Source organism: Streptomyces sp. NPDC005181, assembly GCF_040608395.1.
In the GTDB taxonomy this organism is placed as follows: domain Bacteria; phylum Actinomycetota; class Actinomycetes; order Streptomycetales; family Streptomycetaceae; genus Streptomyces.
The window spans coordinates 1-13,582 of record NZ_JBEXID010000129.1 but is presented as its reverse complement, the minus strand read 5'-3'; the positions used below and the strand labels follow the sequence as shown (position 1 = coordinate 13,582).

The following is a 13,582-nucleotide window of genomic DNA, read 5'->3' as shown; positions in this document are numbered from 1 at the left end:
GATCCAACCACACCGCGACGGCCCAACTCGACGACCACCAAGCGTGATGAGGCGGCCGGAACGATCACGCTCCGATTACCAACTGAATGTTTGCGCTGGATCGTGTTGTGGCCAATGGACGCCCCTACTACCCGCCTCAACGTTCGATGTGAGGACTTTCGGCCCGTCACCGAGGAACTCGCCGTCGTCGCGGCTGCTGTGAGCGGACTGGTCGGCATCGTGATGCTGCTCCTGCTCGGTAGCTCCGGCGACAGCCACGCTGCGGCCGCGACTGCGCTCGCAGGTGTCTTCATGGCCTGGGCGGCACTGCACCTGATGTACGCCACCCGCTACGCGTACCTCTATTACCTGACATCTGAAGGAGGGATCGACTTCAACTCCAGCAATCCGCCTGCGTACGGCGACTTCCTGTACTTCAGCTACAACCTCGGAATGACCTATCAGGTCTCCGACACCGACGTCTCCAGTTCCACGATCCGTGCGGTAGTCCTACGACACGCGCTCCTGTCCTACGTCTTCGGCGCCAGCATCCTGGCCACCACGATCAACCTCGTCGCCGGGATCGTCACGCGCTGATCCCGCACGCTCCCTGCTCAGGTGGCGGGGCTGATGGTGACCTTGACGTGTTTCATGATCGGCTGGTCGCTCTGGGTGCTGTAGTCACAGAGCGCGCACAGTGCGTTCATCTCCGGCATGTACCCGGCTGCGCAGCCACGGGAGATGTCGTAGGGGATGGCGAGGAAGCCGTTGAGAGAACGAGTGCTGCCGTCCCTGGCTGTGCTGGTGATGTCGACGGGGTCCATCTCGGCGAGACCGCGTTCGCGCATGTCGTCCCGGTTCATGAAGACGAGCGTGCGGAGGTTCTTGATGCCGCGGTAACGATCATTGTCGGAGTAGATGGTGGTGTTCCACTGATCGTGGGAGCGCATGGTGCCCAGGGCCAGGGTGCCGGGGGCAGGAACGACGTCAGGCAGGGGAGCCGTGGAGAACTCGGCGCGTCCGGACGGGGTGAGGAAGACCAGTTCGCGGGCGGGCTGCTTGATGCGGAAGCCGAGCGGCAGGCGCACGCGGCGGTTGAAGTCCTCGAAATCGTCAAGAGTTTGGGCCATGGTGTCCCGGATGCGGTCGTAGTCCTCGATGTACCACTCCCAGGGGGTGGCACTGTCGGGCAGGGCGGCGCGGGCCATGCCGGCGATGATCGCGGGTTCGGACAGCAGGTGCCGTGAGGCAGGACGCTTCATGCCGACGGACAGGTGAACCATGCTCATCGAGTCCTCGACGGACGTGCTCTGGACGCCGTTGCGCTGATGGTCCTTCTCGGTACGGCCGAGGCACGGCAGGATGAGGGCTTGGCAGCCGTGGACGAGGTGGCTGCGGTTCAGCTTCGTGCTCACCTGGACGGTGAGGTCGCAGGAGCGCAGCGCCTCATAAGTGTACGGAGTGTCAGGTGCCGCCAGAGCGAAGTTGCCGCCCATGCCGACGAACACCTTCACCTCTCCACTGCGCATCGCCCGAATGGTGCCTACGGTGTCCAGGCCGTGCTCACGAGGCGGCTGGATACCGCAGACCTCGGCGAGGCGGTCCAGGAATTCTTCCGTGGGGCGGTGATCGATACCGCACGTGCGATTGCCCTGGACGTTGCTGTGCCCACGCACCGGTGAGGGACCTGCTCCTTCCCGTCCCAGATTGCCGCGCAGCAGAAGCAGATTGACGATCTCCCGGACGGTGTCGACGCCGTGCTCGTGCTGGCTGATGCCCAGGCACCAGCTGACGATGCTGCGGTCGGCCTCGCGGTACACGCGCGCTGCTTTGAGGATGTCGGCGCGGCCGATCCCGGACTGGTGCTCGATCTCCTCCCACGACGTGGCCTCGCACAGGGCCCGGTAGTCGTCGAAGACGGCGGTGTGGCGGTCGATGAACTCCTTGTCCAGAGCCTTGGGGTCGGTCTGGGCCTGCTCCAGGACCGCCTTGGCCATGCCGCGCAGGAGCGCCATGTCGCCGCCGATGCGCGGCTGCAGGTTCAGGGTGCTGGTCCGGGTCGTCTTGAACAGGGCCATGTCCGTGAAGTCATGCGGAACGATGGTGCGGGTGGCGGCTGCCTCGACCAGCGGATTGATGTGCACGATCTGGGCGCCGCGATGGTATGCCTCGGCCAAGGCGGTGAGCATCCGGGGCGCATTGGAGGCCGCGTTGACGCCCATGATGAAGAGCGCGTCCGTGGCCTCCCAGTCCTTCAGGTCGACGGTCCCTTTGCCGGTGCCCAATGACGCCTGCAGGGCACGGCCGCTGGCCTCGTGGCACATGTTGGAGCAGTCCGGCAGGTTGTTCGTGCCCAGCTCTCGGGCCATCAACTGGTAGAGGAACGTGGCCTCGTTGCCGAGGCGGCCGGAGGTGTAGAACGATGCCTGATTCGGGTTGTCCAGTTCGCGCAGGGCACGGCCGACCACCTCGAACGCGTCCTTCCAGCTGATCGGAACGTAGTGGTCCGAATCGGGGTCGTAGACCATCGGTTCGGTCAACCGGCCCTGGCTTTCCAGCGCGTTGTCGCTCCACCCGGACAGCTCGGTCACCGAGTGGGCGGCGAAGAACTCACGGCCGACCCGTTTGCGGGTCATCTCCCAGGTGACGTGCTTGATTCCGTTCTCACAGATGTCAAGGTGCAGGCCCTTGGTGTCGTCCGGCCACGCGCATCCCGGGCAGTCGAAACCGGTGTTCTCGTGGTTCATCCGCATGATCGCCCGCGGGCCGTCCACCAGTGCGCCCTCACGCACCAGGAATCGGGTCACGCTCTTCGCGGCACCCCAGCCTGCGGCGGGGTGGTGATAGGGACGGAAGTGCGGATCACCCTCGGGAACAGGCCCCACGCTGGGCTCCAGCTGTTCCTGCTCGTCTTGGGAGGCACTCAAGTCTCTCACCCTTCCGCCACGCGGACGTGGTCCGATAAACGGCACTTCTCGCACACTAAGTCCGCTGATCAATCCCCGCCAGGCGACGAATTCCGGGCGTCGGGAACCATCGATGTCCGGCACTCCGAATTTCGCTCCCCCTCTGATGTTCCGGCCCGCGCCGGGGCGTCCGCATGATCGTGGCGTAGGTGCGACGGATGTCGTCGCCACCGTTGCCGCCACGCTGTGGACGCCCTACCTCTGCGCGCGGCATCTTGCCGGCCGGGACCGCATGGCCCCGGCCCGCCTCTTCGGTCAGGTCAGCTCGCTCGTACCGCGTCGATCAGGGTCTGGGCGACCGAGGAGCCGGAGGCGAAACGCGCCCGGTCCGGTTCGCTGGTCGCCACGGTCCGGGACACCTTCGGCCGACGGTTCAGGGCAGGGCCTGTTCTGCCCAAATGGTTTTCCCTCGGGCGGCGAAGCGGGTACCCCAGCGGCCGGTCAGCTGCGCGACGAGGTAGAGGCCTCGGCCACCCTCGTCTGCGAGATCCGCGTGACGTAGGTGGGGGGCTGTGCTGCTGTCGTCGGTGACTTCGCAGATGAGGGTCCGGTCCCGTATCAAGCGTTGCTGGATGGGTCCGGTGGCGTAGCGGATGGCGTTGGTGACCAGCTCGCTCACTACGAGTTGGGTGGTGAAGTCGAGTTCCTGCAGTCCCCAGGTGGCCAGTTGCCGACTGGTGAGGCTGCGGGCGTTGGCGACGACGGCGGGGTCGTTGGGAAGGGTCCAGGACGCGACCTGGTCGGTGTCGAGGGCGCGGGTGCGGGCCAGGAGCAGGACGACGTCGTCGGGTGTGGCAGGGTGTTGTGCACGGATGATGGCGTCGCAGGTGTCCTGGAGTACGGGCAGGGGGTAGCTCAGGATGCGGCACAGCCGGGTCAGGGCGTACCGCGGATCGCTGTCCCGGTTTTGGATGAGGCTGTTGGTGAACAGGGCAAGGGTGCTGCCCTCGGGGATTTCCGGCTCGCTCGTTTCGTAGGGCGGGCGGCCGCTTCCCAGTGCTGGGCCGTCAGGTGTGTCGAGGATGTCCACCGCGCCATGGGGAAAAGCGATGAGAGGGGCGGGGTGGCCGGCACGTGCCAGCGTGCAGCGCCGGGAGATCGGGTCGTAGACCGCGTACACGCATGTTGCGCCGATCGCCTGTTCGCGGGACGAGCGGGAGCCGGTCGAGGCCGTGCTGTAGCCGGCGGGGCCCCTCACCAGGTCGTCGAGGTCCGCGAGCAGTTCGTCGGGGGCCAGGTCCTGGGCGGCCAGGGTGTTGATGGCAGTGCGCAGTTGACCCATGGCGGCGGCAGCGTGCATGCCGTGCCCCGGCACGTGTCCGACGACGAGGGCAACGCGTGCCCCGGACAGCGGGATCACGTCGTACCAGTCTCCTGCGGCAGCGGCGGACACCTGGTGCAGGGCGACGTCGACGGCGTTCTGGGGCGGGATGGCCTGCGGTAGCAGGCTGGATTGCAAGATCCGGGCGGCGGTGCGTTCACGGGTGTACCGGCGCGCGTTGTCGATGCACACGGCGGCCCGAGCGCCGAGTTCCGCCGCGAGGGCGAGGCTGTCCTCCTCGAACGGGTCCGGTGTCGCGGTCCGGTAGAAGGTGGCCAGACCGAGGACGACCCCACGGGCGGTGAGTGGTACGACCATGAGCGAATGGGCCCCGGTCCGGCGGATCAGCTCAGCGCGCCGGGCGTCGTGTACGGCCCACTCACTGTCGATCTCCAGGTGCTGAACGAGGCGGGGCCGCAGATCGGCCAGGCACTCCCGGAAGGACCGGGGATACGACAGATTGACCTCTCCGACACGGTAAGCGACCGCTGCCCGTTCCCCCTCGGTGGATTTGAAGGCCGCACGTAGCAGCATGGCGTGGACGCTCACCGGACCGGTTTGTGGAGCCCGACCTTGCAGCACGTCGTCGAGGATGTCCACGGCAGCGATGTCGGCCAGGCGCGGAACCGCGGCCTCGACCAGTTCCTCGCACGTCGTCATCACGTCCAAGGTGGTGCCGATGCGGGTGCTCGCGTCAATGAGCAGGTCCAGGCCCGCGCGAGCGCGATGCCGCTCGGAGATATCGGTCGATGCCACGAGCAGACCCAGGACGCCGCCGTCACGGACCTGGAGACGGAAGATCGAGACGGCATAGAAGTGCTCGTGACCGGGGTCGGCAGGGGGCCGGCCGACATGCTCGATATCGATCACGGGTTGACCCGTGTCCAGGACGTCCCGCAGCATCCGCTCCATCGAGTCGTCGACCACACCTGGTGCCACCTCGCGAGCCGGCCGCCCGATGACCTCTGCGCTCAGCAGACCCCGCGTACCCGGCCCAGCGGTGTTGAACCGCATGACCCGCAGATCGGGATCGAGGACCTGCAGGCCGAGCGGGGACTGGGTCAGCACCGCCCGCAAGATCGCGCCGTCAACATTCTGCGGACCGGAACCGCCTGCCCGGGCCAGAAGCACAGACCACCACACGGCACCGCCCTCACGCACCAGGGGCCATACCTGGACGCCGACCTCGAGTCGCTCCCCGGACCGGTGGCGAACGGCCGGACCACAGCCAGGCCCTCTCACCTCGGAAGCGTCCGGATCCACCTGCTCACCAGGTCCGGTCAGCAAGAACGTCACCTGGTGTCCCAGCACCTCCTCGGCCGAATAGCCGAGCAGAGCCTGCGCCTGCGAACTCCACTCGACGACCACCCCATGGTCGTCCACCACCAGCCGAGCGCCCTGAGCCGCAACCGGCCCACTCTGGCAGCCGACGGGGTCATCGCGTGTGCTCATCAGTGCCAGTGCCTCCTTCCGGACAACACCCGGCGCACCCCGGCCCGACCGTTTCGCGGCGCCCGTCACACCACACAAGCGTCGTCCGCCACCAGCACGAACTTTGAAGTTCCCGGGACCACGGCCGAACAGCGCCACAGCTCCAGCCCAGGTCATCGCGACGGCGCACGCCCGACGGTGCGCAGGCTGGGCCGGACGAGAATCGGCCGCATCGCGCGTCCCTCCGCGACGATCAGGGCAGGTATTCCACGAAGAGGCCCGCCTAACCAATATGCCGTGACGCTGAGCGCGGCGCAGCCGCAAGCAGACCCCGGCGGTGATCGGCCGGACCGCGTTCGAGATCTCGCACGTACGAGAGAATCGCCTGGTGACTGGATCCATCGACCGTAGGCGGTCCCTTGAGGAGCTCGAACGTGACCGCTGGCAGGCGCCCCCGGCCGACGCCACCCGTCTCGTCGCGACGGTGCATGCCCTGCGGAGCCGGCCGATCGGAACGCTGACCGTTGAGGACCTGCGCCTGCTGATCGGACAGGATCTGGGGCTGCCGGTGCTTCTTCCGCTCGCGATGGAGGTGCTTCGTGACAACCCGCTGGCCGAAGGCGATATGTACGAGGGCGACCTGCTGTGCGCGGTCCTGACCAGGACTTCAGCAGTCTGGGACGCTCATCCGGAGCTTGCAGGGCAACTGACCTTCATCGTCAGTGGCCTCTCCGACCTCTCGCCGGACCTGCGGAGCAAGGTCGAGGAGTTCGTAGGCGCCGTCCAGATTTCCTGACGCTTTCCAGGTACCTGTCGTCCACTCGTGCGCGATCTGCCCGAGCTGCTCACCGAACTGCGACGAAGCCCCCGGCAACGCGAACCGACCGGCTGGCCGAGGTGAGCGGGCGGATTCAGGGCCGGTCCGTGGGACGTACACTCCACCCATGGGCGACACATATGCAGTGAGGGAGTGCCCGCGACGGGCCCCTCACGTGCTGGGCCCAGTTGCACCGAAGGCGCTCTGCCGTGCGCTGCACGGTCACGGCTAGTCAGGCGCTCACGGCCGTCACGGATTTTCAGCCCGATCGTCTGATCCGCACGTTCTCCCGCAGCTTCTGCTCCGCCCATGGAGCGCTTCTCCACCCCCTTCGCTGCGTTTCGCAGCACCCCACACTCGCGCAGCTCCTCGGCGTGCCGTCGGCATCCCCTTCGGCAACGGCCGATGGGGCGTGCCGCATTTTCGAGAGGACCCTGTATGAAGTTGAGGGAGTTGCTGGCCGGTCACGATCACGAGGTCCTGCTGGGCGATCCGGAGACGATGATCACCGCAGGAGCCTGTTTCGACGCCCATCGCGTTTCGCCGGGTTCGCTGTTCATCGCCGTGCCCGGGCATCGGGAAGGGGGGCCCGAGGCCGTCGGCTCGGCCCTGGCACGTGGCGCTGTGGCAGTACTCGTCGACAGGACAGCACCCGATCTCCCGGCGACAGTACGGGCATCGGCAGGCGATGCATGCATCGTCGGAGTGCCGGACACCCGGACAGCAGCGGCGGTCGTCACCTCCCGCTACTACGGCGAACCCGGTCAGGACATGGACATGGTGGCCGTCACCGGTACCAACGGGAAGACCTCGGTGTCGTACATGGTCGAGTCCGTCCTGAGGATCGCCGAAGGCTCGAAGGTGGGCGTGATCGGCACATCGGGCAGCCGGATCGGCGACGAACTGATCCCGATGCCGCACTCGGTGTTGACCACACCGGAATCGCCGGACTTCCAATACCTGTTGGCACACATGCGCGACCACGCGGTGGGCACCGTGGTCCTGGAGGCCACCTCGATGGGCCTGCTGAACCACCGGGTGGACCGTGCATTCATCGACGTGGGGATCTTCACCAACCTCACGCAGGACCACCTGGACGACCACGGCACCATGGAGAACTACCGCGACGCCAAGCTCCGCCTCTTCCAGGGGCTGTGCCGGCTCGCAGTGGTCAACGCCGACGATTCCGTGGGGGCCGGGATCGGGCGGATCATGCCGGGCATGGTCACCACGTACGGCATCGACGCGGAGGCCGACTACCGGGCGACGGACCTGAGCATGAACGCTTTCGGTACGCGCTTCACCCTCCACCACGCGGGAAACAAGTACCCCGCGGCGATCCCGGTGCCCGGCCGGTTCTCGGTGGCCAATGCGCTGGCCGCCGTAGCAGCCTGTCACCTCCTGGGACACGACCTGGCAGGTCTGGTTGCCGCACTCGACCGGATGCCCCCGGTCCCCGGGCGGCTCGAACGCTTCGAGACCCCCCACGGCACGTCCGTAATCGTGGACTACGCCCACTCTCCCGACTCCCTGGACAAGGTGCTCTCCGCCATCCGGGACTTCGCGCCAGGCCGGGTCATCACCGTGTTCGGCTGCGGGGGCGACCGGGACGTCACCAAGCGCGCGCAGATGGGCGAGATCGCCGGGACCCATTCCGATCTGTGCGTCCTCACCTCGGACAATCCACGAAATGAGGACCCCGAGGCGATCATGGACCAGATCACGCCGGGGCTCGTGGCCACCGGCACCCCATTCGAGAGATTCGCCGACCGACGCCGGGCGATCGCGTATGCCCTGTCCGCTGCCGACCCGGATGACGTCGTCCTGGTTGCGGGGAAGGGCAGTGAGCCGTACCAGATCGTCGGCGAACAGCTGATTCCGTTCAGCGACATGGCCACCGTGCGCGAACTCGCAGCCGCGCAGGAGTAACAGGCGGCCGTCTCCGGTCGCCCTCGCTCGCACGATGACGCTCTTGCGGTGGTGCTGAGGAGTTGGGAAGAGGGGTTGTGCGGCGGCCGGTTGCAGCCCGGTTGAGAGCGTTATGCTCGGCGGTTCGGCTCGACGGACGCTGAAACGTGCCGCGCCGTCCAGTCCTCGGGGGGGGTCTGGACGGCGCGGTTTCATGCCACCGACGCAGTCACTTCCGTGACGCCAGGACGTCGTGGCTGCAGGGTCCGCGACCGTGGGGGCCGACAGCGCGGAAGGAGTGGGGTTACCCGGCGAGGGCGCAGTGTCCGAGGGCGTAACGGATCAGGCGAGAGCCGGCTCTCCTTGGTCAGGTCAGCGTGAGCGTCTTCCGATGAGGCAAGTCGCCTCAAGGAATAGGCGGCAGTGCCTGGTACACCTCGGTCAAGGCCCCGGCGGACAACGTTCCGCCATTGTCGACGGCCGTGTGGCCGTCGTGCACGATCACGCGGGTAATGCCGTCGAACACGGTCGGGCCGGTCGGCCGGGAGGGCAGTCCGGAGAAGTCCACTTCCTCCAGCGCGGTGCGCAGTTCGGCGAGATCGCCCGGCTTCATCCTGCCGGACCGGCTCTTCCTCTTGGGGGTGACGACAAGGTATCTGCCGTCACCGTAGACGACGAGGGAGTTGTGCCGTCCGTCGATGCCGCCGCTTTCGGTGAAGATGACGAGGACGGTGTCCCGGCCCGGGGCCGGTGCGCTCGTGGAGGTACTTGGCGCGGGTGTGCCGCCAGGGGTCGGTCTGACCGAGTCGGAGCCGGTTGCAGTGGGGTTCCCACCGGCCCTGCTCTCGGGTGGGTCCCCGTTCCCGGCGCAGCCCGTCACGCACAGCGTCACGATCACCAGCCCTGCCACGCCGATCATGCGCGTCATAACCATCCCCCGACCGCCTCGGCGCGTGCTGCGTCGCGAAGAGAGTATCCAGTGCCTGCGTCGAGCCGGAAGACCGTGCGGACACACCCATGGGTGACGGGCCTCACCAGCAGCCGTCGCCCGGTTCTATGCCCGACTCGGCTTCCGACGTGTCATCACCGAGCTGATCGCCGAGCCCGCCGAGCAGTGAGTCTGCACTGCAGAGACTCGGTCAGCTGTGACGTGGCAACGGCCGCACGCGTTGGGGAGGTTGTGACGCCATACCCGGCCCGTGCAGCCTTGCCCCATCCTGCCTTCTGCGGCCTGTCCCGTGCGCATCTCGGCGATGTGATCGAGGAGTCGGCCGTCCATGGGCCGCCCACTGCGAGTCGGCCCTCCCGAAGCAGCGTGGCAGACCACGCCGAAGCGCCGCCGGCGCCACCTGTTGACATGCGTCAAGCCGCAGGCCGCGACACCGATCCCCTTCCGAATCGATCAGGACGAAGGCCGCGGCACCGAAGCGAAAGGCGGCAGTGTGAACCAACCCGGAACCGCTCGTCGCAGCGCCTCCGGGCCGTGTACCGCTACGGCCCCGGAGCGAAGAGCGTCGGACCAGCCCAGGTCACCGCGCCAGATCTCGATCATGTGACGCAGGCTGGCGGAAACCGTGATCGCCACCTCGAAGCCCGGATCCACGTCACAGACGTCGGCTTCGGCAGCTGTGATCACCAGCCACCAGTCGCGGGTGCGCACGACCACGTCCGAGAACGTGAACCGGACCACCGTGCGCCCAGCCGGGACGACGTCATGGTCGATGCGGCGATGCATGTCCCACAGCAGCAGTTTCGGGTCGAGGTCCTCGTCGCCGAGCTCTCCGATCCATCGGATGCCCCAGATACTCAACGCCTCGACGACCGGCCGGAGCTCTTGGCCCGCCGGGGTCAGGACGTAGCGCACCTGATGGCCGTCGGACCATCGCTGCACGATTTCGGCGCGTACGAGCTGCTGCAGCCGCTTGGACAGTAGCGTCGGGGACATCCGCGGCACACCGCGCCGCAGCTCGTTGAAGTGCTCGGTCCCCGTCATCAGTTCGCGCACGATGAGGAGTGTCCAGCGCTCGTCGAGCAGTTCCATGGCTTTGGCGACAGGACAGAACTGGTAGTACGAGGACCCCATGTGTGCAGGCTAAGGTCCCTGACGACGGCTCGGCTACTCCCCGAGGCGATTCTACGGATTCCGGCCGAGAGGCCTCCGGTACAGATCTCGTACTAGGACAGAGCCGCGCACGCTCCTACCCTCGGCGGTATGGCGGTAGCAACGAGATCCCGTCGGGCCAGCCGAGGGATCCGCGACGACCCTGGTATGCGCTGCGACACCGTGCGTCCCGCAGGCGGCCGCTGGAAGAACTCCGGAGGAAAGCTGTCATGACCGAAGCGATCGACGCTGTCGAAGCTGACCGCGCACTCAAGACCAAGCACCGAAAGATGTGGGCGCTGGGTGACTACTCGGCTGTGGCCACCCAACTGATCCCGGGCCTCGGTCCGATCCTGGTCCAGGCATGTGGCGTGAGGAGCGGCGAACGCGTACTGGACATCGCGGCCGGGTCGGGCAATGCCGCGATCCCCGCGGCCCTGGCCGGCGCAAGCGTCGTGGCCTGTGATCTCACGCCCGAGCTGCTGGAGACCGGGCGCAAACTCGCGGCCGAACGCGGTGCGGAGCTGGAGTGGCGGGCGGCTGACGCGGAGGCGCTGCCGTTCGCCGACGGCGAGTTCGACACCGTCATGTCCTGCGTGGGGATCATGTTCGCCCCGCATCACCGGACCAGCGCCGATGAGCTGATCCGTGTCTGCCGCCCCGGCGGCACCATCGGCCTGCTCAGTTGGACGCCGGAAGGTTTCATCGGCCAGATGTTCGCCACGATGAAGCCTTACGCCCCCAAGCCTCCGCCCGGGGCGCAGCCCCCGCCGCTGTGGGGCCAGCCGGACCATGTCCGCGGCCTCCTCGGCGACCGGGTGACCGATGTCGAGACGCGCCGGCAAACCGTACGGGTCGACCGCTTCGGGAAGCCGGAGGACTTCCGGGATTACTTCAAGACCAACTACGGCCCGACCATCGCCACCTACCAGAACATCGCGGGCGACCCCGGACGGGTCGCCGCTCTGGACAGCGATCTCACCGGCCTCGCCCGGCAGCATGCCGACGGGGCGGACACCGTCGACATGGATTGGGAGTACCTTCTGGTCACCGCCCGTAAGCGCAGCTGAGGAACGGTTCACACCATCGGCCTGACCGTCGTGATCACGGTGCGCCCACCGACATGAGCGACCGTGACACGGCCCGAGAGCTCTTCGGTGCTGCTGCCCCGGGGCCCGTGTGACCGCGCATCGTTCTCTGCGGGTTCGAAGGCTCCAGCGGCCACGGCGGTCGGCGGTCACCCGCCCGACGGGCCAGAGGGCGCCCGACACGACCGGTCGGCGCCGGCCGGCCCGGGCTCCGTCAGCCCCAAACCAGCGCCGAAGAGGTGCTCAGGGCGCTGACATGGGGTTTCAGGTCACTGCCGCCCCAGCGTGGGAATCAGCACCGAGCCACCGAACCGTGGCGAACAACGCAACTCCGACAGGCAGCTGTGCCCCGCTCAGCCGGCCTCATCGGAGCCCGGACCTCTGCCTCATGGTGGTCGCGCGCACAGTCGCGTCCGTAACTATGGTCTCCCACCACATACGCCCCTGACCTGCCCGTTCCTACGGTGTGGCGACACGGAAACGTCCCCGCAACCGTCCGGAAGTGGTACCCATGGCCGCCTCGGCATCCGCACCGCCAACCACCCGCTCGCTCAAGCGCATCGTCGCCGCAAGCCTCATCGGGACCACCATCGAGTGGTACGACTTCTTTCTCTACGGGTCAGCAGCCGCGCTCGTCTTCAACAAGCTGTTCTTCCCCGACCACGACCCGCTCGTCGGAACGCTCCTCTCCTTCCTCACCTACGCAATCGGCTTCGCAGCCCGGCCGCTGGGCGCCCTGGTCTTCGGGCACTACGGCGACCGGCTCGGCCGCAAGAAGCTGCTGGTACTGAGTCTGCTGCTGATGGGTGGGGCAACCTTCGCCATCGGGCTGCTGCCGACGTATGCCACCGTCGGCGTCGCCGCTCCGGTACTGCTCACGGTCCTGCGACTGGTGCAGGGCTTCGCCCTCGGTGGTGAGTGGGGCGGGGCTGTACTGCTCGTGTCGGAGCACGGGGATGCCAAGCGGCGTGGGTTCTGGGCCTCCTGGCCGCAGACCGGGGCGCCGGCCGGGCAGCTGCTCGCGACCGGGGTGCTCTCCGCGCTCACCGCGCTGATGTCGGATTCCGCCTTCGAGGCCTGGGGCTGGCGCATTCCGTTCCTGCTCTCCGGTGTGCTGGTGATGGTCGGCCTGTGGATTCGTCTCTCTGTCGATGAATCGCCGGTGTTCAAGGCGGCGCTGGCACAGGCCGAGGAGCGCAAGACGGCCACCGCGGTGGCCGAGAAGATGCCGCTCGTCGCCGTGCTGCGGCACCACTGGCGGGATGTGCTCATCGCCATGGGAGCCAGGATGGCGGAGAACATCAGCTACTACGTGATCACCGCGTTCATCCTCGTGTACGCGACGACAGCCGCGGACCTGAACCGGCAGACGGCGCTGAACGCCGTGCTCATCGCCTCCGCCATCCACTTCGCGGTCATCCCGGTGTGGGGCGCGCTGTCGGACCGGTTCGGCCGCAAGCCCGTCTATCTGGTCGGCGCGGTCGGTGTGGGGCTGTGGATGTTTCCGTTCTTCGCGCTGATCGACAGCCGCAGCTTCGGAAGCCTGCTGCTCGCCGTCACGGTCGGGCTCATCTTCCACGGGGCGATGTACGCGCCGCAGGCGGCCTTCTTCTCGGAGATGTTCGCGACCCGGATGCGGTACTCGGGTGCGTCGATCGGCGCCCAGTTCTCGTCGGTCGCGGCCGGCGCCCCGGCGCCGCTCATCGCCACCGCGCTGCTCGCGAGCTCGGGCGGCTCGACACTGATCTCGCTGTACGTCATCGCAGCGGTGCTCATCACCGTGCTGGCGGTCGCATGTGCCAAGGAGACCCGGCACCGGGACCTGGAGAACATCGAGGCGGCTCCGGAGCCGGACGCGCCCGCGGCTGTACCCGCCGATGCCCGCACCGTCTGAGTGCGTGCGCGTGTGAGCGTCTGACTGTGGTGAGCCGTGGCGTCGCCGGACGGGCTGAGTGATCGAGCCCGTCCGGC

At 67.5% G+C, this 13,582-nt stretch carries 9 protein-coding genes; 5 read left to right on the top strand and 4 right to left on the bottom strand.

What is annotated here, in order from left to right:
* The coding region (locus tag ABZV38_RS36760) for a DUF1345 domain-containing protein (RefSeq protein ID WP_356332825.1) at nt 1-576 on the top strand (576 nt) is incomplete at its 5' end.
* Between the two features lie 17 nt (nt 577-593).
* Here ABZV38_RS36760 and ABZV38_RS36755 read toward each other — a convergent pair.
* Nucleotides 594-2,906, bottom strand: a complete 2,313-nt coding sequence (locus ABZV38_RS36755; RefSeq protein WP_356332823.1) for an FdhF/YdeP family oxidoreductase — start codon at nt 2,904-2,906, stop codon at nt 594-596.
* Between the two features lie 412 nt (nt 2,907-3,318).
* A complete protein-coding gene (locus ABZV38_RS36750) occupies nt 3,319-5,718 on the bottom strand; it encodes a SpoIIE family protein phosphatase (RefSeq protein ID WP_356332821.1) in 2,400 nt (799 codons plus the stop codon).
* A gap of 367 nt (nt 5,719-6,085) precedes the next feature.
* On the opposite strand from ABZV38_RS36750, the gene ABZV38_RS36745 reads away from it, so the two are divergent.
* On the top strand, nt 6,086-6,493 hold the full coding sequence (locus tag ABZV38_RS36745) for a contact-dependent growth inhibition system immunity protein (RefSeq protein WP_356332819.1): 408 nt from the start codon (nt 6,086-6,088) through the stop codon (nt 6,491-6,493).
* Nucleotides 6,494-6,952: 459 nt separating this feature from the next.
* Nucleotides 6,953-8,443 (top strand): UDP-N-acetylmuramoyl-L-alanyl-D-glutamate--2,6-diaminopimelate ligase, encoded by a 1,491-nt coding sequence (locus ABZV38_RS36740; RefSeq protein ID WP_356332817.1) that lies wholly within the window; start codon nt 6,953-6,955, stop codon nt 8,441-8,443.
* 385 nt (nt 8,444-8,828) lie between these two features.
* Here the strand turns inward: ABZV38_RS36740 and ABZV38_RS36735 are convergent, their stop codons facing one another.
* Both ABZV38_RS36735 and ABZV38_RS36730 read right to left on the bottom strand, forming a co-directional pair.
* Entirely contained in the window at nt 8,829-9,350 is a 522-nt protein-coding gene (locus ABZV38_RS36735; protein WP_356332815.1) for a hypothetical protein, read from the bottom strand.
* A gap of 474 nt (nt 9,351-9,824) precedes the next feature.
* Nucleotides 9,825-10,505: a helix-turn-helix domain-containing protein gene (locus tag ABZV38_RS36730; RefSeq protein ID WP_356332813.1), complete on the bottom strand. Its 681-nt coding sequence runs from the start codon at nt 10,503-10,505 to the stop codon at nt 9,825-9,827.
* 248 nt (nt 10,506-10,753) lie between these two features.
* On the opposite strand from ABZV38_RS36730, the gene ABZV38_RS36725 reads away from it, so the two are divergent.
* Together ABZV38_RS36725 and ABZV38_RS36720 are read left to right on the top strand one after the other, a co-directional pair.
* Nucleotides 10,754-11,593 carry a class I SAM-dependent methyltransferase gene (locus ABZV38_RS36725; protein WP_356332811.1) on the top strand — a complete coding sequence of 280 codons (840 nt, stop codon included), beginning with the start codon at nt 10,754-10,756 and terminating at the stop codon, nt 11,591-11,593.
* Between the two features lie 529 nt (nt 11,594-12,122).
* Nucleotides 12,123-13,505 carry an MFS transporter gene (locus ABZV38_RS36720; protein WP_356332808.1) on the top strand — a complete coding sequence of 461 codons (1,383 nt, stop codon included), beginning with the start codon at nt 12,123-12,125 and terminating at the stop codon, nt 13,503-13,505.
* Nucleotides 13,506-13,582 lie beyond the last annotated feature (77 nt).